The sequence below is a fragment of the Arcobacter sp. AHV-9/2010 genome (assembly GCF_004116575.1).
GTDB lineage: Bacteria > Campylobacterota > Campylobacteria > Campylobacterales > Arcobacteraceae > Aliarcobacter > Aliarcobacter skirrowii.
In genome coordinates, this window is the sequence record NZ_PDKH01000002.1 from 88,981 (window position 1) to 110,269 (window position 21,289).

Annotated in this window: 27 protein-coding genes; 15 read left to right on the plus strand and 12 right to left on the minus strand. The window is 27.5% G+C overall.

From position 1 onward, the window contains the following. Position 1: 1 nt before the first annotated feature. From CRU94_RS04185 to CRU94_RS04195, 3 genes are read right to left on the minus strand one after another with little or no spacing between them, the layout of a single operon-like run. Entirely contained in the window at positions 2-1,294 is a 1,293-nt protein-coding gene (locus tag CRU94_RS04185; RefSeq protein ID WP_129105562.1) for an FAD-binding oxidoreductase, read from the minus strand. Further along, a complete protein-coding gene (locus CRU94_RS04190) occupies positions 1,285-1,689 on the minus strand; it encodes a GtrA family protein (RefSeq protein ID WP_258237390.1) in 405 nt (134 codons plus the stop codon). The genes CRU94_RS04185 and CRU94_RS04190 overlap by 10 nt, the downstream gene beginning before the upstream one ends. Then, positions 1,689-2,549: a decaprenyl-phosphate phosphoribosyltransferase gene (locus CRU94_RS04195; protein ID WP_129105564.1), complete on the minus strand. Its 861-nt coding sequence runs from the start codon at positions 2,547-2,549 to the stop codon at positions 1,689-1,691. Before CRU94_RS04195 ends, CRU94_RS04190 begins: the two co-directional genes overlap by 1 nt. Positions 2,550-2,661: 112 nt before the next feature. Here CRU94_RS04195 and CRU94_RS04200 point away from each other — a divergent pair, with 112 nt between their 5' ends. After that, complete coding sequence (locus CRU94_RS04200) at positions 2,662-3,159, plus strand: hypothetical protein (protein ID WP_129105565.1); 498 nt, start codon at positions 2,662-2,664, stop codon at positions 3,157-3,159. A gap of 8 nt (positions 3,160-3,167) precedes the next feature. Here CRU94_RS04200 and CRU94_RS04205 read toward each other — a convergent pair whose 3' ends face one another. The 3 genes from CRU94_RS04205 to argF all read right to left on the minus strand — a co-directional run bounded on the left by CRU94_RS04205 (position 3,168) and on the right by argF (position 6,574). After that, positions 3,168-4,166, minus strand: coding sequence for a hypothetical protein (locus CRU94_RS04205; RefSeq protein WP_129105566.1), 999 nt, complete (start codon positions 4,164-4,166; stop codon positions 3,168-3,170). A 74-nt stretch (positions 4,167-4,240) separates the two neighbouring features. Continuing rightward, positions 4,241-5,608, minus strand: a complete 1,368-nt coding sequence (hemN, locus tag CRU94_RS04210; RefSeq protein ID WP_129105567.1) for an oxygen-independent coproporphyrinogen III oxidase — start codon at positions 5,606-5,608, stop codon at positions 4,241-4,243. Beyond that, on the minus strand, positions 5,609-6,574 hold the full coding sequence (gene argF, locus CRU94_RS04215) for an ornithine carbamoyltransferase (RefSeq protein WP_129105568.1): 966 nt from the start codon (positions 6,572-6,574) through the stop codon (positions 5,609-5,611). A gap of 147 nt (positions 6,575-6,721) precedes the next feature. Between argF and CRU94_RS04220 the strand changes: the two genes are divergently transcribed. From CRU94_RS04220 to CRU94_RS04240, 5 genes are read left to right on the plus strand one after another with little or no spacing between them, the layout of a single operon-like run. Further along, complete coding sequence (locus tag CRU94_RS04220; RefSeq protein ID WP_129105569.1) at positions 6,722-7,174, plus strand: phosphoribosyltransferase; 453 nt, start codon at positions 6,722-6,724, stop codon at positions 7,172-7,174. After that, positions 7,175-7,567: a DUF423 domain-containing protein gene (locus tag CRU94_RS04225; RefSeq protein WP_129105570.1), complete on the plus strand. Its 393-nt coding sequence runs from the start codon at positions 7,175-7,177 to the stop codon at positions 7,565-7,567. It begins immediately after the preceding gene. Positions 7,568-7,582: 15 nt separating this feature from the next. Continuing rightward, positions 7,583-8,083: a YajQ family cyclic di-GMP-binding protein gene (locus CRU94_RS04230; protein ID WP_129105571.1), complete on the plus strand. Its 501-nt coding sequence runs from the start codon at positions 7,583-7,585 to the stop codon at positions 8,081-8,083. Positions 8,084-8,094: 11 nt separating this feature from the next. Next, positions 8,095-8,676 (plus strand): NUDIX domain-containing protein, encoded by a 582-nt coding sequence (locus CRU94_RS04235; RefSeq protein ID WP_129105572.1) that lies wholly within the window; start codon positions 8,095-8,097, stop codon positions 8,674-8,676. Continuing rightward, positions 8,676-9,083, plus strand: coding sequence for a c-type cytochrome (locus tag CRU94_RS04240; RefSeq protein WP_129105573.1), 408 nt, complete (start codon positions 8,676-8,678; stop codon positions 9,081-9,083). Before CRU94_RS04235 ends, CRU94_RS04240 begins: the two co-directional genes overlap by 1 nt. A gap of 1 nt (position 9,084) precedes the next feature. Here CRU94_RS04240 and CRU94_RS04245 read toward each other — a convergent pair whose 3' ends face one another. Then, positions 9,085-9,939, minus strand: a complete 855-nt coding sequence (locus CRU94_RS04245; RefSeq protein WP_129105574.1) for a phospholipase A — start codon at positions 9,937-9,939, stop codon at positions 9,085-9,087. A 108-nt stretch (positions 9,940-10,047) separates the two neighbouring features. On the opposite strand from CRU94_RS04245, the gene rpe reads away from it, so the two are divergent. The 6 genes from rpe (at position 10,048) to cmoB (ending at position 17,224) form a co-directional block, all read left to right on the plus strand. After that, a complete protein-coding gene (rpe, locus tag CRU94_RS04250; RefSeq protein WP_129105575.1) occupies positions 10,048-10,689 on the plus strand; it encodes a ribulose-phosphate 3-epimerase in 642 nt (213 codons plus the stop codon). Between the two features lie 17 nt (positions 10,690-10,706). Continuing rightward, the gene (locus CRU94_RS04255) at positions 10,707-11,300 is read left to right on the plus strand and encodes a phosphoribosylanthranilate isomerase (RefSeq protein WP_129105576.1); all 594 of its coding nucleotides are present in this window, start codon (positions 10,707-10,709) and stop codon (positions 11,298-11,300) included. Next, entirely contained in the window at positions 11,287-12,096 is an 810-nt protein-coding gene (locus tag CRU94_RS04260) for a 3'-5' exonuclease (RefSeq protein ID WP_129105577.1), read from the plus strand. The genes CRU94_RS04255 and CRU94_RS04260 overlap by 14 nt, the downstream gene beginning before the upstream one ends. Before the next feature lie 87 nt (positions 12,097-12,183). Beyond that, positions 12,184-14,928 (plus strand): cytochrome c biogenesis protein CcsA, encoded by a 2,745-nt coding sequence (ccsA, locus tag CRU94_RS04265; protein WP_258237391.1) that lies wholly within the window; start codon positions 12,184-12,186, stop codon positions 14,926-14,928. Positions 14,929-15,023: 95 nt separating this feature from the next. After that, positions 15,024-16,313, plus strand: coding sequence for a M20/M25/M40 family metallo-hydrolase (locus tag CRU94_RS04270; RefSeq protein WP_129105579.1), 1,290 nt, complete (start codon positions 15,024-15,026; stop codon positions 16,311-16,313). Then, positions 16,310-17,224 carry a tRNA 5-methoxyuridine(34)/uridine 5-oxyacetic acid(34) synthase CmoB gene (cmoB, locus tag CRU94_RS04275; RefSeq protein WP_129105580.1) on the plus strand — a complete coding sequence of 305 codons (915 nt, stop codon included), beginning with the start codon at positions 16,310-16,312 and terminating at the stop codon, positions 17,222-17,224. The genes CRU94_RS04270 and cmoB overlap by 4 nt, the downstream gene beginning before the upstream one ends. 7 nt (positions 17,225-17,231) lie before the next feature. On the opposite strand, the gene CRU94_RS04280 is transcribed toward cmoB, so the two are convergent. Next, the gene (locus tag CRU94_RS04280; RefSeq protein WP_129105581.1) at positions 17,232-18,134 is read right to left on the minus strand and encodes a GGDEF domain-containing protein; all 903 of its coding nucleotides are present in this window, start codon (positions 18,132-18,134) and stop codon (positions 17,232-17,234) included. Beyond that, positions 18,131-18,724 (minus strand): MBL fold metallo-hydrolase, encoded by a 594-nt coding sequence (locus tag CRU94_RS04285; RefSeq protein ID WP_129105582.1) that lies wholly within the window; start codon positions 18,722-18,724, stop codon positions 18,131-18,133. Before CRU94_RS04285 ends, CRU94_RS04280 begins: the two co-directional genes overlap by 4 nt. A gap of 53 nt (positions 18,725-18,777) precedes the next feature. Between CRU94_RS04285 and CRU94_RS04290 the strand changes: the two genes are divergently transcribed. The 3 genes from CRU94_RS04290 to CRU94_RS04300 are packed head-to-tail and all read left to right on the plus strand — an operon-like array spanning position 18,778 to position 20,211. Continuing rightward, entirely contained in the window at positions 18,778-19,596 is an 819-nt protein-coding gene (locus CRU94_RS04290) for a ferritin-like domain-containing protein (protein WP_129105583.1), read from the plus strand. Between the two features lie 38 nt (positions 19,597-19,634). Then, positions 19,635-19,934 carry a type II toxin-antitoxin system RelE/ParE family toxin gene (locus CRU94_RS04295; RefSeq protein WP_129105584.1) on the plus strand — a complete coding sequence of 100 codons (300 nt, stop codon included), beginning with the start codon at positions 19,635-19,637 and terminating at the stop codon, positions 19,932-19,934. Then, entirely contained in the window at positions 19,927-20,211 is a 285-nt protein-coding gene (locus CRU94_RS04300) for an addiction module antidote protein (protein ID WP_129105585.1), read from the plus strand. Before CRU94_RS04295 ends, CRU94_RS04300 begins: the two co-directional genes overlap by 8 nt. A gap of 1 nt (position 20,212) precedes the next feature. Here CRU94_RS04300 and CRU94_RS04305 read toward each other — a convergent pair whose 3' ends face one another. From CRU94_RS04305 to CRU94_RS04315, 3 genes are read right to left on the minus strand one after another with little or no spacing between them, the layout of a single operon-like run. Continuing rightward, the gene (locus CRU94_RS04305) at positions 20,213-20,515 is read right to left on the minus strand and encodes a Na+/H+ antiporter subunit G (RefSeq protein WP_129105586.1); all 303 of its coding nucleotides are present in this window, start codon (positions 20,513-20,515) and stop codon (positions 20,213-20,215) included. 9 nt (positions 20,516-20,524) lie between these two features. Continuing rightward, on the minus strand, positions 20,525-20,794 hold the full coding sequence (locus tag CRU94_RS04310) for a K+/H+ antiporter subunit F (protein ID WP_129105587.1): 270 nt from the start codon (positions 20,792-20,794) through the stop codon (positions 20,525-20,527). Continuing rightward, positions 20,788-21,288, minus strand: coding sequence for a Na+/H+ antiporter subunit E (locus CRU94_RS04315; protein WP_129105588.1), 501 nt, complete (start codon positions 21,286-21,288; stop codon positions 20,788-20,790). The genes CRU94_RS04310 and CRU94_RS04315 overlap by 7 nt, the downstream gene beginning before the upstream one ends. Position 21,289: the final 1 nt, after the last annotated feature.

Genomic DNA, 21,289 nt, shown 5'->3' on the forward strand with positions numbered 1-21,289 from the left:
TTTATATTCCTACTCTTTTTGATTGTAATGACTGAAATTTTTTATCCATACCATACTCTTTTCTCAAATTTCTAAATTTTTCAATACTTGGATAACCTTTTTCAAATATTTCTTTTGAAACTCTTACATCTTTTGTAAGATATATTCTTCCACCATATTTTAAAACTATCTCATCAAGACTATCTAAGAGTTCAAATATCCCTTTCTCAATTTTAAAATCAAGTGCTAGGCTATATCCTTTCATAGGAAAAGATAGATAGTTTTGATTAGCTTCTCCATAGAGTTTTAAAACTGCCAAAAATGAGCCTTTACCACTATTTGAGATTTTTTCTAAAATCTCTTTTAGACCATCATAGCTCACATCTTTTGGCAATATAAATTGATATTGAGTAAATCCATTTTTACCATATATTCTATTCCAGTTATTTATAGCATCAAGTGGATAAAAAAATGTATCAATATCTACTTTTTGTTTGCTTTCACCAATTGGTGCTTTTTTATAATATAACCAATTAAAAGCTTTTACACTAAAGTTATTTAGGGCAAATGAGGGAAAATTAAAAGAGATAGTTTTTTTCTTTTTCTCTTTAAAATCAAGTTTTCCATCATCTGCAAAATCCCCAACCATAAGCAAACATTTTCCTATATCTTCATTCTTTGCCAAACAATCTATCCAAGCAACAGAGTAAGGCATATGTGAATACTTCTCAAAAGCTTCAAAAGTCTCTTTTAGATTTTTTGTTTTTATTGTTGTTTGGTTTATATATTTTGAATTAATTTTTTTTAAAGATATTTTCGCATCTAAAATAACTCCTGTTAATCCCATACCACCACAAGTAGCAAGAAAAAGCTCATCATCTTTTTTTATATTTTTTATCTCTCCATTTGGAAGCATCAAATTAATCTCTTCAATACAAGAGCTAAAACACCCCTTTATATGATGATTTTTACCGTGAACATCACTTGCAATTGCTCCACCAATTGTTATTAGCTTTGTTCCAGGAGTTACTTTTAAAAACCAACCACGAGGAACAAAAGTTTCTATGATTTCACTTAACATCACTCCACTTTGACAGTGTAAAATTCCTTTTTCTTCATCAAAATCTAAAAAATAGTTGTACGGTTTACAGTAGATTATATTTTCATTTAATGCACTATCTCCATAGCTTCTTCCATTTCCAAAAGGAATAAAAGTATTATTTTCTTTTAAAACATCTTTTAAATTATTTTTTGTATTAAAAGTAAATTTTTTATTTTTTATTTGTGGATACATTCCCCAGCTGTTTAGTTGCATACATTTCCTTTAAACACAAACTTTTTATCTAAAAAATATTTTGTTACATATCCAATGCTAAGACCTATAATAGCACCAATATATTTGGCAATTTCGCTATCAAATATATAATCAAACCCAATTTCGAATCCCCAAAATATAACTGTAGTAAACACTCCCATTATTGAGTATAAAATAAACTTTTGACTATCTTCTTTTTTATCTTTTACCACATAGTAAAAAATATATTTTTTATCTAAAATGTATTTGGCTATAAGTCCCGTGAGTGTTCCAAAAAACATGGCAATATATAGACTAAAATCTTGTAAATATATAGCTAATATTATAAATTGAGTGAATAGATTTATAATTGTTGCTATTAGTGCAAAAAATGAGTATTTAAAAACTAAAAGCACTATATTCTCACTATCACAAAAAAACTAGCCAACCAAAACAGAATAGTTAGCTGTAAAAATCTATCTTTTATAACTACTTTTGTAGGGTTTCCACTATTTCCCTCAACAAAAGTTATCTGCATATATCTCATAACTCCAAGTATCACAAAAGATGCTGTAATATATAGATTGCTACTATTTAATCTGTGTATTACATCATCTGAAACTGTATAAAGTATATAAGCTACTACAATAACCCCAGCCATAAAAACCATCACAGCATTTACAAACTCTAAGTTATATCCATCTATATTTTTTCTTGTCTCTTTACCTTCAAATGCAAGAAGTACATCATCTCTTCTTTTTGCAACTGCCAAAAAAAGTGCTAATAAAAAAGTCATAATTATAATCCACATTGAAAGTTGGTTCTCAATCACACTAGCCCCTGCAAAAAGTCTTAAAACAAATCCTGAAGCTATAATAAAAATATCTACAATAGTTATATGCTTTAATCCTAAAGAATAAGCAATATTCAAAACAAAATAGATTGTAAGAACTATAAATAGATCAATATTTATAAAATATGAAGCTACTAAAGATGGAATTGATAAAGAAAAAAATAGTATCTTTGCACTATTTTTACTAATCTCTCCACTTGCAAGTGGTCTAAACTTTTTTGTTGGATGTTGTTTGTCTTCTTCAATATCCATATAATCATTTAAAATATAGATACTACTAGCTATAAAAGAAAATAGTACGAATACAATAATACAATCTAATACTTGCTCAAAATTAAAAGAAAATGTAAAAAATAGTGGTGCAAATACAAATAGATTTTTAATATATTGATGCGGTCGAAGTAGTTTTAAAATAGATTGCAAAAAATATTCCCCTAAATTTTATACATTAAGTGCAAAATATTACCAATATAGTGTTTAGATTTTAATTAATATTACTCATTATGAATAATTTATTATCAATATTGGAGATTTTTTGAATATTTCAAAACATATAAATTCTATTTTAGTAGAAAAAGGGATGACCAAAAAGTTCTTTGCTTTAAAATTTATTGAATTGAATCCTACTTTAAAAAGCACAGGAGAAGTGCCAAGTATTTCATCAATTTACGGATACCTAAATGGTAGCAGAGAGATAAAAGCTGAGTTGTTACCTTATATCGCAAAAGTTTTAGATGTTGGTATTTCGGAGTTATTTGAAGAGAATACAAAAGATAGATTGAAAATTTTACAAAATATTTTGAAATCTCCAAATCAAGAAGAGCAAAAACTTTTAGAAAACTACTTCAAATTTGAAGAAAAACTAAGTAATCAAAAATTACAAAATGACATAAACTATCATCTATACAACTACATACTACAGATGCTTCCATATGCTTCTGAAAAGTTTTTATATACACTTATAGATTTACTTGAAAGCTACAAAGACTCAACAAAAAGAGCCCAAGAGGATATTAAAAATCTAGATTTTTAATATCTATTTCAATTGATTTTCAAGCTCTTTAATAAAAACTCTCTCTCTTTTATTTTAACTTCAATCAAATTTAATTGTGAATTCTTATCAATAATTTTTCTTTGTAAACTCTCAATTTCATCCTCTTTTGTCAAAATATGAGTAATCAAATCTTGAAACTCTCTATTTTTCTCATCTATTTTATTTGCAATTGAACTTAAAACTGTATGTTTTGATGTAAGCTCTTGATTTAGCTCTTCAAGAAGATGCTCTTTTGCTAAAATTTTATTATTAAGATCAAAAATTGATTGTTTTTTAGAATCTATTTTAAACTCTAAAGATTTTAACTCTTGCTCTTTTGCCCCAATAATATCCATATTGCTATCCAAAATTTTATATATTTTTTGTGGAGCATATTCAAGTTTTAAAATATCTGCAACTATTTTAAGTCTCTCAACCATATCTTTTTTTTGCATTCTTGCATTTCTTCCAAGTTTAAAATCAAACATAGAAAAAACAGCATGAGCATGAGGGTTTGAAACTTTTACATAAGTTTGAATATCAACAATTTGTGAAAACTCTTCTGGTTTTTCACTTGGATTATCAATACTACAAATATACCAGTTGTCATTTTTTTTTATAATATTTTTATATGGTTTATAAGTGATACCATCTTTTAAAAAATACCCCTCATCTTTATGAATTGTAAGATTTATAAGTTCATGCCCACCAAATTTCTCTTTTAAATCAAAAAATAGATTTACCAAATCATTTTGTGTGTGAGTATCATCTATAGTTATAATTGCCTCTTGAAACATATTTAAAATAGCACTTTGTTGCATTTTTTGTTTTACTGTTTGTTCATACTTTTGTTTTGCAAGTTCTAAAAAATTGTCGTAGTTATAAAAGCTCTTGTAGCTGTTGTAGTTGCTATTTTCAAAAATAGCACTATTGTGTCCATTTAGTCTTTGTGTGTGTATATCTGTAAATTCGTCTCTTCTATTTACAGAAAAAGATGCTTTTTTCATTTTACTCTCCCCTAAGTGGTGCTAAAGCACCTACTAATGGGTAAAATTGTTATATGTTTTTTATTAAAATTTGATTAAATTGTTTTAGAAAATCTTCTTTTATCTTCAGGAATTTTGTTTAAATAAGCATCAAAAGGCATACATATATTTCTAATTAGCATAGTTCCTGTGGCAAATACCTCTATTTTATCATCAAATATTTTAAGAAGTTGTGCATCTTCAAACTCTTTTAAAGCTATTAGTGCATCATCAAAATACTCTTTAAAGTTAATTTTAAATTGCTCTTCTACTTTTTTGATATTTAAAGAGAAATTGCTCATAAGCTCCATAATTACATATTGTCTTAAAATATCATCATCTGATAGTTTATAGCCTTTAAACACTGGTAAATCTTCATTATCAATAGCTTTTTCCCAAAGTTCCAAATCCTTGTAGTTTTGTGCATAATAATCAACACCATTTCCAATAGAAGTAACACCAATTCCAATTAAATCAGCACCACCTTTTGTAGTATATCCTTGGAAGTTTCTATGAAGTTCACCTTTTAAAATAGCTTTGAAAAGCTCATCATCAGGTTTTGCAAAGTGATCCATTCCAACCATTTTATAGCCATTTGATGTGAAAAAATCTATTGTAAATTTTAACATCTCAAGTTTTTCATCTGGTTTTGGAAAAGTCGTTTCATCAAATTTTCTCATAGTTTTCATAAGCCAAGGAACATGAGCATAATTAAATACAGCAAATCTATCTACATCTAAAGTTAACATCTTCTCTAAAGTAGTTTTAAAACTCTCTTTTGTTTGGTGTGGTAAACCATAGATTAAATCTGTATTAATAGATTTAATTCCAGCATCTCTAGCTATTTTTATAACATTTTGTGTAAGTTCAAATGGTTGAACTCTATGAATAGTTTTTTGTACATTCTCATCTAAATCTTGAACTCCAAAGCTAAGTCTATTAAATCCACCAGCTTTTAAAACATCCATATGCTCTTTTGTGAAATATCTTGGATCTACTTCACAAGATATCTCTGCATCAAGACTAAAATTTGGAAAAATCTCTTTGATTTTTTTTATTAAATCTTCTAGTTGTGATGGTGAAAAGTATGTTGGAGTTCCACCACCAAAGTGCATTTGAGTTACAACTCTTGAAGTATCTAAATATTTTTTTAAAATATCAAGCTCTTTTTTAATATACTCTATATATCTTACTTTTTTATCCTCTTTTGATGTAAAAATAGTATTGCACCCACAAAAATAACAGGCACTTCTACAAAAAGGTAGGTGAAAATATAGAGATAAATTTCTATTTTTATCTTGATTTTTAAAATATCCTTTTAAATCATCTTGTGTAAAACTTTCACTAAACTCAGGAGCTGTAGGATATGAAGTATATCTTGGTCCTGGTTTTGAGTATTTTACGAATTTTGCAAAATCTATCATCTATTTACTGTCTCTTTTTCTACTTTTTTTCTCTTTTTGTTTTTCATCTCTTTTTCTATCTAGCCAAACCATAATACCTTTTTGAGCATGAAGTCTATTTTCAGCCTCTTGGAAGACTCTGCTTTGAGCTCCTTCAAGTACATCTTCACTAACTTCATAATCCCTATAAGCTGGAAGGCAGTGTAAAAATATTGCTTTTTTACTAGCAAGTTTCATAATACTCTCATCAACTATAAAACCACTAAAATCTTTTATTCTCATATTTTTTTCAGCCTCTTGACCCATTGAAATCCAAGTATCAGTTGTAACAACAGTTGCATCAATAACTGCCTCTTTTGGATCAAAACAAGTAGAGATTTTTGCACCACTTTTTTTAGCCTCTTTTAGAGCCTCTTTTAAAACTTCTTGATCTACTTGATAATTTTTTGGAGTTGCAATTCTTAACTCAAATCCTAGTTTTGAAGCCATATTTAGCCATGAGTGAGCCATATTGTTTCCATCACCAATATATGCAACAACTAGATTTTTATCAAGTCCCTCTTCCATGATTGTAAGATAATCTGCCATTAATTGAATAGGGTGAAGTTTATCTGTAAGTCCATTTATAACTGGAACTTTTGAGTATCTTGCAAACTCTTCAAGTTTCTCTTGCTCAAAAGTTCTAATAGTAACCATATCAACCATTCTTGAAATTACTCTAGCAGTATCTTTCATAGGTTCACCTCGACCTAGTTGTATATCATTTGATGATAAAAACAGTCCAACTCCACCTAACTCATAAATACCAGCTTCAAATGAAACTCTTGTTCTTGTAGAACTCTTTTCAAAAATCATACCTAAAATCTTTTTAGGCATATAATCTTTGTGTTTACCAGATTTTGCATCATTTTTAATCTTTTTTGCCAGATTTAAAATCTCTAAAATCTCCTCTTTTGAGAAGTCCATTAAGCTTAAGAAGTGTCTCATAGTATATTCCTTAAATTATTAAAAGTTATTATTTTAGTTAATTTAACTTTATAAACACTTAATATAAAGGAAAAATTGATAAAAAAGTAAAAACCACAAAATAAGCAACAAATTGATAAAATACCACTTTTAAAAAAGGATTATTATTTGAATAAACTATATTATAGTTATGAAATGTGCAAAAATGATACTACAAAACTTGTAAATTTGGTAAAAGATTTTAACGCTGAAGCTTTTATAAGTGTTGCAAGAGGAGGATTAACTCTATCTCATCTTATGGCACAAGCACTTAATCAAAGAGATATTTTTACAATAAACTCAATATCTTATGATAGAAAAAATCAAAAAGATAGTGTAGAGATTTTTAATATTCCAAATTTATCACCTTATAAAAAGGTTTTAATAATAGATGATATAGTTGATAGCGGAAAAACAATGGTTGAAATATTAAAGCTATTAAATAATAGATTTCCAGATTGTGAATTTAAACTAGCAACACTTTTTTACAAACCAACAGCTTTGATTAAACCAGATTTTTATATAAACAAAACAGATATTTGGATTGAGTTTTTTTGGGAAGTTGATATAAAAGGAGATTAAATGGTATATGATAGTAGAGCTAGAAAATATCTAGCATTTTGTTTTATTCTATTTGCAAGTGCGATTGCGCTTGGAGCTTTTGGAGCTCATGGACTAAAAAAGATATTAACACCTGAAATGCTAAAAGTTTTTCACACAGGTGTAGAGTATCAGTTTTATAACACTTTAGCACTTTTTGTTATAACTTTTTTAACAATGCTAAGAGCTTATAATAGTAAGTTAAAATTGGCACAAAATTTGCTAATTATTGGAACTTTAATTTTTAGTCTCTCTTTATATATTTTAACAATTTTTAATATTCCAAAACTTGGAATGATTACACCAATTGGTGGGACTTTGCAAATTATTGCTTACATAATTGCTGCTTATGCAGTTTTAAAAGATAATAAATAAAAAGGAGAAAATAAAATGGCAGTAAAAGAGCACTCATTTGATATTTCAGCAAAACTTGATATGCAAGAGATGAAAAATGCTGTTATTCAAGCACAAAAAGAGATAGACAATAGATACGATTTTAAAGGAATTAGCAAAGAGATTGATTTAAATGTTGGGGCAAAAACTTTAACTCTTGTATCTTCAAGCGATAATAAAATTGATGCTATGCTTGATATTATGATTTCAAAAATGAATAAAAGAGGAATTAGCATAAACTCACTTGAAGAGCTTAAAAAAGAGGATAGTAGTGGTGGAAATAGAAAATATAGTTACAAAATAATTGATAGTATTGAAAAAGATGAAGCAAAAAGAATTCAAACAGAGATAAAAAATCTAAAACTAAAAGTAACTGCTGTAAATCAAGGCGATACAATAAGAGTTACAGGAAAAAATATAGATGATTTACAAGCTATTATGAAACATCTAAAAAGTTTGGATTTAAAAGCTCCATTGGTATTTGATAATTTTAAATAAAAAGAAAAAAAATGAAAAACCTAATTACAGATTTAAAAGTAAGTGAGCTAAAAGAGTCTAACTATATAAAACCACTCAAAGTAAACTTTACTTTAAATGGTTTTAAAAAGAGTTGGGAAGCTGTAAGAAGTCACGATAGTGTATCTGTTTTACTTTATCACAAAGAAAAAGAGTCATTTTTACTTGTAAAACAGTTTAGAGTTCCTGTTTATTTAAATGATAATAACATCACTTATACTTATGAACTTTGCGCTGGTCTTGTAGATAAAAATATGACTCTTGAAGAGATTGTAAGCGAAGAGATTGATGAGGAGTGTGGTTATAAAGTTGATAAAAAAGATATCAAAAAAATCACATCATTTTTTACAAATGTAGGAATTAGTGGAGCAAAACAGCATCTATATTTTGCAACTATTTGTGAAGAACAAAAAATTCATAGTGGTGGTGGAATAAATGATGAGCAAATAGAGATATATTTTTTGGCAAAAAAAGATGTTGATGATTTTTTATTTGATGAGAATAGGGCAAAAACTCCAGGTCTTATGTTTAGTATATATTGGTTTTTGAAAAATGAGAAAAATTTAGGAATTTAATGAGATTTATACCTCTTTTTTTACTTCTTTTTGCTTTTTTAAAAGCACAAGATGATGACTCTTTATTTATTACAAAACTTGAATATGGAAAGATGTTGTATGAAAATCCAAGAGGAATAGGGTGTAATAGTTGTCATTCAAATAGCGCAAAAGGTAAACAAATTGTTCAATTTAAACACACTTTCAAAGGTGATGAGTATTTGTGTACTTTGTATGCACCAAATATAAAAGATGTCTCTTTTGAAGCTTTTAAAACAAAAGTAAACTCAAAAAGAAATCCAAATAAAAAGTTTAAAGATGATCAAATTTGTGAAAAATTAATTTACAAAGCGAATATAATGCCAACATACTACTTAACTCAAGAGGAGATAGAGTCAATCTACTTTTACATACAAAGTTTAAATTAGACTATCTTGAAAATGCTATTCCAAATCCAATATTTGTAATATCTTTGTCATAATCAATTAAACTTTGTCCATATCCAGAAAATATTTGCACCATTCCAAAACTATTTTTAGATTTCAAAAACTCTGGAAGTGGGAATTTCCAATTAAACTCAACAGCACCTCTGTTTTGGTCGTTTAATCTTAGATTATTTCTTAATAAAAGTTCAAAAGAGTGTTTTTTATACAAATAGATCATATTTAAATCTCCATATCCATAATATTTTGAGTAATCAGGATTATCATCTCTTGAGCTTTTTTCTGGAACTCTATACCAAACTTTTGGACTTATAAAAAAGTTATCAAATTGAAAAATTGATTGTAAATATAATCTATTTACAGATCTTGACTCATCTTCTGCTTTACCATTTGAGAAGTGATTTAAAGATATTTTTAGAAGTTTTAGATGCTTATTATTCATATAAAAATTTGCAAAAATCTCTGGTTCGTAGTTTGTCTCACGAAAAGGAGCAGATGAGTCAGCTGTTTGCCAAAAAGATTTTTGTGTATATGCTATATTTATTGAGTCATTATCTGTAAAAAGATTGTAAAAAATAGGTTTTTGAGCACTTATTTGAAAAGATGTTTCAAATTTTTTTCTATCATCATCAAAATTATTAAAGCTATATGTTGCTGGTAGGATATATGTTGACTTATAAGCTACTATCCCAAAATCTTTTTTTACCAACTGTTGTAATGACTCATTTGCCTCTTTATCATCAAGTTTTTGAATATAGTTTTCAAAAATATGCTCTCTTTTTTCTATCTCATCACTTGAAAAAGAGAAGCAAAATATAATTGCTACTAAAATTAATCTCATGTTTCCACTTTTTTTAAAATTTGAAGATTTTACTTAAATTCTTATTTATAGTTTATAAAAGCGATAAAGTTGTATAATCCTTGCTAATTTTTATAAAAAAGGTATTAAATGTTAGTAGCACCATCTATTTTATCAGCTGATTTTGGGAATTTAGAAAAAGAGATTAAAGCTATTTGTGAAGCTGGTTGTGATTTAGTTCATGTTGATGTTATGGATGGACACTTCGTACCAAATTTAACAATAGGCCCTGTTGTTGTTGAGCCTGTTAGTAAGGTTAGTTCAAAACCTCTTGATATTCATTTGATGGTTGAAAATAACAACTTCTTTGTAGATTTGTTTGCACCTTTAAAGCCAAAATATCTATCATTTCATATTGAGAGCGAAAAACATCCACATAGACTTATTCAAAAAATAAGAAGTTTGGGAATAAGCCCTGCAATTACACTAAATCCTCACACAAAAGTTGAAGATATAGAGTATTTATTACAAGATTTGGATATGGTACTTTTAATGTCTGTAAATCCTGGATTTGGTGGTCAAAAATTTATTCCAACAATTTTAGAAAAAGCAAAGAGATTAAAAGAGTTAATAAATAAAAGAAATCCAAACTGCTTAATTGAGGTTGATGGTGGAGTAAGTGATAAAAATATCAAAGAGCTAAAAGATGCTGGAGTTGATATTGTTGTTGCGGGTAGTTTCATTTTTGGAAGTGATGATTATAAAAAAGCTATTGATAGCTTAAAAATATAAGATTTGAGTTTAATTTTATGAGAGTAAAAATTTGTGGAATTACAAATAAAGAAGATGCAGATAATGCAACAAATGCAGGTGCTAGTGCTTTAGGATTTGTATTTTATAAAGACTCACCTAGATATATAGAACCAAAAGAGGCTTTAAAGATTGTAAACTCTTTACCACCTTTTGTTCAATGTGTTGCTCTTTTTGTAAATGAAACAACAGATTTTATAAACAAAATTTGTAAAGATAGCAAGATGCAGTTAGCACAAATTATTGATGATGATAATATTGTTGATTATGAAAATCTTGAAGTAAAGTATCTAAAAGTTTTAAGAGTTAAAAATAAAGAGGATTTAATAAATTTAGAAAGCAATTACTATTTAGTTGATGCTTTTGTAGAAGAGTTTGGCGGAGCTGGAAAAAGATTAAATCTCTCTTGGTTTAAAGATATAGATTGTTCAAAATTTATACTTGCAGGTGGATTAAGCAGTGAAAATCTAAAAGAGCTAAATGGTTTTAACTTTTTTGCTGTTGATGTAAGTAGTGCTGTTGAGAAACAAAAAGGGATTAAAGATAGGGAAAAGATGGTTGAATTTGTGAAAGCTGCAAATGAAATCATTTAAGAAAAAGTACATTTTAAAACCAACAAAGCCAAACTTTATTGATATTATTAGAAGATTAAAAAAAGAGCCAATAGAGTTTAATGAGTTTTTATCTCTGCTTGAAATATATAGTGATAAATTTTATGAAAGTAGTGAATTAGAGTTTGAACTACTTTTAATAAATGGTTTTCCACTTGATATAAAAGATAATTTTGTATATTTAAGAACTACAAAAACTTTATTAGAAGATCAAACTTTTTGTTTTGTTGATATAGAGACAAATGGTGGAAGCCCAAATAAAGGTCATCAAATTATTGAGCTTGGAGCTGTTAAGTATAAAAATGGAGAAATTATAGATAAATTTGACTCTTTGGTTTATGCAAAAGAGATACCATCTTTTATACAAGAGGTTACAAAAATAACTCCAAATATGCTTTTAAATGCACCAAGAGTTGAAAAAGTGTTAAAAGAGTTTAAAGAGTTTTTAAAAGATGATGTTTTTGTGGCTCATGATATAAAATTTGATTATAACTTTGTATCACAAAGTTTTGAAAAGTATAGTTTAGGAAAACTTTTAAATAGAAAACTTTGCACAATAGATTTATCAAAAAGAACTATAAAATCTGATAAGTATGGTCTTAGTACACTAAAAGAGATTTTAAATATAGATGTACAAAATCATCACAGAGCCTACTATGATGCCCTAACAACTTCAAAAATTTTTGAAAAGTGTTTAAAAAATATAGATAAAAATTTGATAAAAACAACAGAAGATTTAATAGCTTTTAGTAAATCAAATAATATTTTAAAAAAGTAGCTTTATATGGGTCTCTTTGTTAATTGTTTATTAATAGCAAAAAGATAGAATTTTGCGAAAAACTTAGGAAAAAGGATTAGTTTGTATTTGAAAAATATTTTATTCTCTTTTAAAACAACAATTGTTTTATTGTCTATTTTAGCAATAGCAGCAGGAGTTGCCACATTCATTGAAAATGATTTTGGTACATCTTCAGCTCTATTTTTGGTGTACAACAGCGTTTGGTACGAAACTATATTGGTACTTACAACAATTAATCTAGTTGCAATTATTTATAAAACAAAAATGTGGAATAAAATGCCTAGATTTTTATTTCACTTCTCATTTGTAGTTATATTAATTGGTGCAATTACAACAAGATATGTTGGATATGAGGGAATTATGCAAATTCCTGAAGGTGTTACAACAAATGAGATGATATCGCTAGAGCCATATTTGCAAGTAAAAGTTGAAAAAGATGGTGAAGTTTTTGCATCAAATCTCTATCAAGAAAACTTTACATCTTTATTTAAAAACTTCAATAACTTCTCTCACAAAATAGAGTTTGACAACAACACTTTAGTAGTTAGTTATGTTGATTTTAATTTTGTAAAAGAGCAAAAAGCCTCTATGGGACTTTTAACTTTGAATTTAGATTTAAATGGTAATTCACAACAAACAAGAATTGCTGGTTTAAGAGGACAGTTGGGTGTTCCTAAAGAGATTTTAATAGATGGTTATAAAATTACACTTGAGTATGGTTCAAAATTTATTGAACTTCCATTTGCTATTAGATTAAATGAGTTCCAACTAGATAGATACCCTGGAAGTATGGCTCCATCATCATATGCAAGTGAAATTACAGTTATAAAAGATGATAAAACTTATGATTATAGAATTTTTATGAATAGAACACTTAGTGAAGGAAACTATCTATTTTTCCAAAGTTCATATTTCCCAGATGAGAGTGGTACGGTTTTATCTGTAAATAATGACCCAGGAAAATGGCCTACATATTTGGGATACTTTTTATTAACTCTTGGACTATTTTTAAATTTCTTTGATAAAAACTCAAGATTTATGAAATTGGTTAAATTTGTTTCAAATAAAAATATAGCTTCATTTGTTTTAGCAACTCTTTTCTTATTAAATACAAACCTTTATGCAAATGAGCAAAATGAAGCTACAAATTCAGTTGATAAAGTTCAAGAGGCAGTTTTATATTTAAATACTTATAAAGATAACTCTTTAAAAACAGCTGATAAATTTGGTTATTTAGTAGTTCAAACAGCTGGTGGAAGAATGCAACCTCTTGCTACTTTAAATAGACAAATTGTTCAAAAATTAAGTGGTAGAAGTACATTTTTAGGTATGAATTCAGATCAAATCATTTTAGGAATGCTATCAAGACCTGATTTTTGGAAAGATGTAAAAATTTTAAAAATAAATACTCCAAAACTTAAAAAGCTTTTAAATATTCCAGTTGAAGAGAAATATATCTCATTTTCGGAAGTTTTTAATCAAAAAGGTGAGTATATAATTGCAAAAGAGGCAGAAGCTGCACTTCTTACAAAACCAATTGAAAGAGGTACATTTGAGAAAGATATTATAAAACTTGATGAGAAGTTAAATATTATTTATAGTGTATTTAATGGATCACTTCTAAATATTTTCCCTAAATTTTATGAAAATCAAACTATTGATGATAACTTTAAATGGTACTCACCACTTGAAGCAATTCAAAACTTTAGTGGTCAAAATCAAGTTGCCATAAGTCAGCTTGTAAGAGGACTTTTAAACTCAGTTGCTGAGTATGATTGGCTTGAGAGTGATAAATATATTGAACTTATTGCTATGTATCAAGAAAAAGCTGGATCATCTGTAATGCCAAGTAGCTCAAAAATAGATGCAGAGATTTTATTTAATAAGCTTGATCTATTTTTTAATCTAACTTTAGTTTATCTACTTTTAGGTTTTGTGATGTTAGTTGTATCGTTTGTGCTTATATTTAATCCAAACTTTAAAGCGCAAAAAACTACAAAAACACTATTTATTATTTTAGCTTCTATATTTGCAGTTCAAACATTTGCAATGGGATATAGATGGTATATCTCAGGTCATGCTCCATGGAGTGATACTTATGAATCAATGCTTTATATCTCTTGGTCAGCTGTTTTTGCAGGAGTTATGTTCTTTAGAAGATCACTTTTAGCATTAAGTTCATCTGTTATTATGGCTGCAATTTTTATGTTTACAGCTCACTTAACAGAGATTGATCCACAAATTACAAATTTAGTACCAGTTTTAAAATCTTACTGGCTAACAATTCATGTATCAATTTTAACAGCATCTTATGGTTTCTTTGGTCTTAGTGCAATATTAGGATTCTTGACTTTAATTATGTTTATTTTTAGAAAAAATAGACCTCACTTGGATGATATTATAAAACATGTAAGTGCTATTAATGAGATATCTTTAATTGTTGGATTAGTATTTATTACAGTTGGAAACTTCCTTGGAGGAGTTTGGGCAAATGAGTCTTGGGGAAGATATTGGGGATGGGATCCAAAAGAGACATGGTCTTATGTTTCAATTTTAGTTTATGCAATAGTTGTTCACTTAAGATTTATAAAACCTTTAAATAATCCTTATACTCTAGCAACTGCTTCACTGTTGGCGTTTAGTTCAATTATGATGACATATTTAGGAGTTAATTACTACCTCTCAGGACTTCACTCTTATGCAACAGGTGATCCAGTTCCAATTCCAACTTGGGCTTATGTAACAGTTGCAACAGCATTTGCAGCTATTATATTTGCTTACAGAAATAGAGATTTAAAATCTGATATATAAAAAAAAGCTAGAAGGACTCTTCTAGCTTTTTTGATTTAATAAAAGCTACTCTTAACACAATTATAAATAAAATTCCACCTTTAAAAGGATATAAAATGTCAACAGTTTTAGAAATATTTAAAGATATTACAAAAATTCCAAGATGTTCTGGAACTCATAAAGAGTTTATAACTTATATGCAAGATTTATCTAAAAAGCTAAATTATCTCTGTTTAGTTGATGAAAAAAATAATATTTTGTGTAAAAAACAAAATAGCTATGCAAATATAGTTTTACAATCACACTATGATATTGTATGTTTAGAAAAAAACACAATTCCAAAAATTATTGAAGATGATACAACTCTAAAAGCATCTTGCTCAACTTTAGGAGCTGATAATGGAATAGGGTGTTCATATATGTTAGCTTTAATGTATGAAAACTATGATTTAGAGTTTTTATTTACAAGTGATGAGGAGATAGGACTTATTGGTGCAAATGATTTAAATCTTCCTATAAATTCAAAATATATGTTAAATCTTGATAGTGAAGAGGAGGGTGAAATATGTATAGGTTGTGCTGGAGGAGTTGATATAAAAGCTATTTTTGAAGATAAAAAGATAGTTTCAAATGAGCAAAACTTAGATCTTTATGAGATTTCAATCTCAAATTTAGCAGGTGGTCATAGTGGAGTTGATATAGATAAAAATATTCCAAATGCTATTAAACTTTTAATTGAATCAATCAAAAAAAGTGATGCAAAAATTTTAGATATAAATGCAGGTGAGAGAATAAACTCAATACCAGCAAATGCTAAAGCAATTGTTGCATCAAAAAAAGAGCCTCTTAAAACACATGAAAATATGAAAATAGAGAAAATTGATACAAAAAGTGACCATTTGGTTCTTTATAGTGATAAATTAGTAGATTTTTTATATAAGTTTGAAAATGGAGTAAGATCTTTTAATAGTGAGTTAAATGTTGTTCAAGACTCTATAAATTTAGCTTTAATATCTACAAATATTGACTCAATTACAGTTGAGTTTAGTGCAAGATCAATGAGTAATGATGGATTAAAAAACTTAAAAGAGAACACAAAAAAAGCTTTAGAAGATTCAAACTTTAAAGTAGAGACTTATGGAAAATATCCAGCTTGGAGTCCTGATATAAACGATTTTACAAATACAGTTTTAGATGTTTATAAAAAATTTAACAACAAAGCATCATTAAGAGCAATACATGCTGGTTTAGAGTGTGCAATATTTAAGGAAAAATACCCAAATTTAAAAATTGCATCTATTGGACCAACAATAAAATATCCTCACTCAAAAAGAGAGTTTGTATATAAAGATTCTATAGAGAATCTATTTAAAATTTTAAAAGAGATTATAAAGAGTATGAAGTGAATATTGAAGAGTTAAAAAAGAAAAAAGATGAGTGTAGAGCTTGGAAAAATGTAGCTCCTTGGTATAAACAACTACAAGAGGCTTGTAAAATTGAAAAGACAAATTTAGCTATTGATTATGGTGATTGGTTTAGTGTTGGAAAAAAAGATGATTTAAGCAATGAAGAGTATGAAACTATTATTAAAACTGCAAAAGCTTTAATACCTTGGAGAAAAGGTCCATTTAAAATTTTTGATTTAGAAATTGATAGCGAGTGGCAAAGTAATCTTAAATATAATCTAATAAGACCTCACTTTAATCTAAAAGATAAAGTAGTTGCTGATATTGGATGCAACAATGGATACTATATGTTTAGAATGCTTGAAGATAATCCTAAAAGATTAGTAGGGTTTGATCCATCGCCTTTGACGCTTCATCAATTTGAGTTTATAAATCACTTTGTAAAATCAGATATTGTTTATGAGATGCTAGGAGTTGAACATTTAGAACTTTATAATCATAAATTTGATTTTATCTTTATGCTAGGAGTTTTATATCATAGAGCAGATCCAGTTGGAACTTTAAAAGCACTAAATAAAGGTTTAAATAGTAAAGGTGAGATTATAATTGATACTTTTATGATAGATGGAGATGATGAGATATGTTTAACACCAAATCAAAGATACTCAAAAATTCCAAATATATACTTTATTCCAACAATTCCTGCACTTAAAAATTGGCTTGTTCGTGCTGGTTTTGAAAATATTGAGGTATTAGCCACAGTTGTAACAACAAAAGATGAACAAAGAGCTACAAAATGGTCATTTGATGAGAGTTTAGAAGATTTCTTAGACCCAAATGATAGCAGTAAAACAGTTGAGGGTTATCCAGCTCCAAAAAGAGTATATGTAAAGGCTAGAAAAATATTATAGAGTTTTTTTAAAAAAGCTCTATTTTTGATGTCTCCTCTTCACTAAATATAAAAGCTCTACTTCTTCCGCTATTTTTAGCCTCTCTTACAGCAATATCTGCTTTTTTAACAATAGTTGCTATATCTTTTCCATCTTTTGGAAAAAAAGAGATTCCTACACATATTGTTTTCATTAAAACTTGTCCTGTTGTCTCATTTACAACAACTTTTTCATCTTTAAATTTATTTATAATCTTATTTGCAACAAATAAAGCATTCTCTTCATCTGCAATATTTTGAAGAACTAGCAAAAAAGCATCATTTGACATTCTTATTACAAAATCAGACTCTCTTACGCTTTTTTTAAGTAAATTTGCTAGTTTTTTTATAACTTTATCTCCTATGTTATAATCAAACTCATCTAAAACAGCTTTGAAGTGGTCAATTCCAATTTTTAAAAAAGCAATTTTTTTATTCTCTCTATTTGCAAGACTAAATATAGGTTTAACTATATTATTTAAATATGCTCTATTGTAGCAACCTGTTAATTTGTCTATAATCATTGAGTTATTTAACTCTTTTTCTAAATGTTTTATATAAATAATATTTGATAAATTATTTAAAACTAAATCAATATTTATTGACTCAGATTTTGCATTTTGTAAGCTATCTTGGTTATTGAAAATTAATCCAAATATAATCTCATACTCACCATTTATTCTTACTTTTTTTGTATAAAAAAGCCAAGAAGAGTCTTGTGAATTATCAAAAACCATATTTGCTATAGTTTTTTTTCTAACTAAAACTTTCATTGCATCAACATTATAGTGATTTTTTAAATATTCAAAAAAAGATTCAAATAGTTTTTTATTGTTACTATTTAAAATAGTATGATTTAGTAATAAAAGAGCTTTTATTCTAACATCTGTCATATATGTTTTTCCCACTGTTTTATAGTGTTTAACTCATCTTTTAAAGTTGTTTTATCTCCGTGTCCTGGATATATTATAAAATCTTTTTCCCACAAAGAGATTTTTTGAAGAGATTTTTTCATATCATCTCTATTTGACATTGGAAAATCAAATCTTCCAATAGTACCTTTGAATATAAAATCCCCACTAAATAAAGTATCATTTATCTCAATAACACTACATCCTGGAGTGTGACCAGCAAAGTGATGAAACTTTATTTTTATATCTTCAATTGTTAATTCTTCATCAGGATTTACCAAAACATCTGCATATGAAGGTGGCATTCCAAGATTATAAGGGTTCAAAGTTAACATAAACTCATCATCTTTTGGTGTATAAAGTTTGATATTGTAAAACTCTTTTAACTCTTGATTTGACCAAATATGGTCAAAATGACCATGAGTATTGAGTATTGCAATAGGATTTTTAACATTTTGTTTAACCCACGAAGTTGCACCAACACCTGGGTCTATTATGATATCTTTGTTGTTTATTGTTACTATGTAGCAATTTGTAGCATAATCACCCATAGGATGAACTTTAACCTGCATTTCAACCCTTAATTGATAAAATTTTTCCATTTTATTATAAAAAGGCTTAAAAAATGTTTTTTTACCAAGAGTTAGAGGCTATATTAGATACTTCAAATGTTGATGATAAGATTAATAGATTTAATATTTTTTATAAAGAATTTTTAGAAAATAGAGTTGAATTTGATAATAATCATATTGCAAAAGATTTAAAAGAGCCTTCATATAGCTCTTTTTTAAAAATAGTAAAACCAACATCGCTTCCACCTATTAAAAACTTTAAAGATGTAAATGGCAAAAAATATTTAGTTCATACAATTTTACATATTGAGTATAGTGCTATTGATTTGGCAATAGATGCAGCACTTAGATTTAAAAACTTACCAATAAAATATTATAAAGATTGGTTAGAGGTTGCAGATGATGAGATTAGGCACTTTTTAATGCTTGAAGATTTATTAAAAGAGCTAGGTGGATATTATGGAGAGTTTGAAGTTCATAAGAATCTATTTGAAGCTATGCAAAAAACTCCAGATTTTTTAAGTAGAATGGCTTGTGTTCCTAGATATTTAGAGGCAAATGGATTGGATCAAAATCCAAAAATTATGGAAAAATTAAATTCAAATAAAGATAGCTTTAATACAAAACTAATAGATGCTTTAAAAATTATTTTAAATGAGGAAGTTGATCATGTTAAAAAAGGTGATATTTGGTTTAAATATGAGTGTGAAAGATTAAACCTAGATCCGCAAACTACATATTTAGAAGCTATTGAGAGAGTTTTTCCAGGTAGTACAAAAAGAAAGATGGATATAAATTTTGCTATGAGAAAAGAGGCTGGATTCTCTTGTGATGAGTTGAAGTTTTTATCTAAAAAGGATGATTGTAAATAGTTTATTGACAAAAAGTATCTTATGAGATACAATTTTGCATGTACATAATAAAACAAACAAATATCTTTTCAAAGTGGTTATTAAAACTAAAAGATACAAAAGGCAAAGTTTCTATATTGCGAAGAATTGATAGAATGAAACTTGGTAACTTTGGGGATTATAAATCTGTAGGTAATAATATATCAGAACTAAGAATTACAGTTGGTCCTGGATATAGAGTTTACTATACACAAAAAGATGATGAGATTATAATACTACTCATTGCTGGAGATAAATCAACTCAAAGTAATGATATAAAAAAAGCAAATGAAATTTTAAAGGAGTTAGATGATGAGTAAATTAGAAATTACAAATTTTGATATAGCACAATATCTTGATGATAAAGAGGTAATAGCTGAATATCTATCTTCTATTTTAGCAGATGGAGATACTGATGAGTTACTTGAAGCATTAGGAAATATTGCAAAAGCAAAAGGTATGAGTCAATTAGCAAAAGATACAGGTCTTGGAAGAGAGAGTCTATATAAAACATTTCAAAAAGGAACAAAACCAAAATTTGAAACAATAAAAAAAGTATTAGACTCTTTTGGTGTAAGAATGCAAGTTTTAGCTTAAACTAATTTTTTTTCTCTTCATTTTTCTTTATAAAAATAGCTGATTTTGCCATTAAGTGAGCACCAATAGGTGCTGTTATAAATAAAAACATAGTTATTAAAATCTCATGAAGACTAAGAGTGTTTGTTTTAAAGTTAAAGTATATAAAAGATGCTAATAAAATAGATCCAACTCCCAAAGTTGTAGCCTTTGTTGGTGCATGAAGTCTTGTAAAAAAATCAGGTAGTTTTACAAGTCCTATTGATCCAATAAGATTAAAAATAGCTCCAATTAATATAAGTATTGATACAATAATTTCCAACATTTAAACTCCTTAATCCATAATATCGCCACGAAGTAAATATTTACTAAGTGCAACAGTTCCAACAAATCCCATAACAGCAATTAATAAAGCTGCCTCAAAATATAGATTATTGTTAAGATAGATACTTAAAATTATAAGTAAAGCAATAGCATTTACATAAATTGTATCTAAAGATAAAATTCTATCTGCAACACTAGGACCTGCAATTAATCTATAAATATTTAAAATAATTGAAATAGCAATCATTACAAAGGCTATTTGTATTACTAACTCTAACATTCTTTAAATACCTCCATAAGTGGTGCTTCATATCTTTGTTTGATCTCTTTTATAGTCTCATTCTCATCATCTATTACAAGTCCGTGAATGATTAGATAAGTTTTATCTTCACTTAAATCACAGCTAACAGTTCCTGGAGTTAATGAGATTGTACTTGCAAGTGTACTAATTGCTAAAGGGTGTTTAACATTTAAAGGAAGATTGAAAAACTTAGGTTTTAATTTATCATTTGAATCCATAACTTGTCTAGCAACAGTTAAATTAGCAACTATAATATCATAAGCTACAATAATCACAAATTTTAAAAGAGTAAAAAAAGAGCCTATATAAACCCTTCTTTGCCAAAAATTTGATGTAAACCAAGGTATTAAGATTGCCAATATAATTCCCAAAACAATATGTCCAGTTGTTACTGTACTATTTAGTAGTAACCAGATAATAACAAGCATTAAAGATAAAATTGGATGAGGCAAAAAACTATTTGTATCTTTCATA

Coding starts and splice junctions, on each gene's coding strand:
- CRU94_RS04185 (WP_129105562.1), bottom strand. CDS start 1,294: ATGCAACTAAACAGCTGGGGAATGTATCCACAAATAAAAAATAAAAAA.
- CRU94_RS04205 (WP_129105566.1), bottom strand. CDS start 4,166: ATGAAAAAAGCATCTTTTTCTGTAAATAGAAGAGACGAATTTACAGAT.
- hemN (WP_129105567.1), bottom strand. CDS start 5,608: ATGATAGATTTTGCAAAATTCGTAAAATACTCAAAACCAGGACCAAGA.
- argF (WP_129105568.1), bottom strand. CDS start 6,574: ATGAGACACTTCTTAAGCTTAATGGACTTCTCAAAAGAGGAGATTTTA.
- CRU94_RS04225 (WP_129105570.1), top strand. CDS start 7,175: ATGGTATATGATAGTAGAGCTAGAAAATATCTAGCATTTTGTTTTATT.
- CRU94_RS04230 (WP_129105571.1), top strand. CDS start 7,583: ATGGCAGTAAAAGAGCACTCATTTGATATTTCAGCAAAACTTGATATG.
- CRU94_RS04235 (WP_129105572.1), top strand. CDS start 8,095: ATGAAAAACCTAATTACAGATTTAAAAGTAAGTGAGCTAAAAGAGTCT.
- CRU94_RS04240 (WP_129105573.1), top strand. CDS start 8,676: ATGAGATTTATACCTCTTTTTTTACTTCTTTTTGCTTTTTTAAAAGCA.
- CRU94_RS04245 (WP_129105574.1), bottom strand. CDS start 9,939: ATGAGATTAATTTTAGTAGCAATTATATTTTGCTTCTCTTTTTCAAGT.
- rpe (WP_129105575.1), top strand. CDS start 10,048: ATGTTAGTAGCACCATCTATTTTATCAGCTGATTTTGGGAATTTAGAA.
- CRU94_RS04255 (WP_129105576.1), top strand. CDS start 10,707: ATGAGAGTAAAAATTTGTGGAATTACAAATAAAGAAGATGCAGATAAT.
- CRU94_RS04260 (WP_129105577.1), top strand. CDS start 11,287: ATGAAATCATTTAAGAAAAAGTACATTTTAAAACCAACAAAGCCAAAC.
- CRU94_RS04270 (WP_129105579.1), top strand. CDS start 15,024: ATGTCAACAGTTTTAGAAATATTTAAAGATATTACAAAAATTCCAAGA.
- CRU94_RS04280 (WP_129105581.1), bottom strand. CDS start 18,134: ATGACAGATGTTAGAATAAAAGCTCTTTTATTACTAAATCATACTATT.
- CRU94_RS04285 (WP_129105582.1), bottom strand. CDS start 18,724: ATGCAGGTTAAAGTTCATCCTATGGGTGATTATGCTACAAATTGCTAC.
- CRU94_RS04290 (WP_129105583.1), top strand. CDS start 18,778: ATGTTTTTTTACCAAGAGTTAGAGGCTATATTAGATACTTCAAATGTT.
- CRU94_RS04295 (WP_129105584.1), top strand. CDS start 19,635: ATGTACATAATAAAACAAACAAATATCTTTTCAAAGTGGTTATTAAAA.
- CRU94_RS04300 (WP_129105585.1), top strand. CDS start 19,927: ATGAGTAAATTAGAAATTACAAATTTTGATATAGCACAATATCTTGAT.
- CRU94_RS04305 (WP_129105586.1), bottom strand. CDS start 20,515: ATGTTGGAAATTATTGTATCAATACTTATATTAATTGGAGCTATTTTT.
- CRU94_RS04310 (WP_129105587.1), bottom strand. CDS start 20,794: ATGTTAGAGTTAGTAATACAAATAGCCTTTGTAATGATTGCTATTTCA.
- CRU94_RS04315 (WP_129105588.1), bottom strand. CDS start 21,288: ATGAAAGATACAAATAGTTTTTTGCCTCATCCAATTTTATCTTTAATG.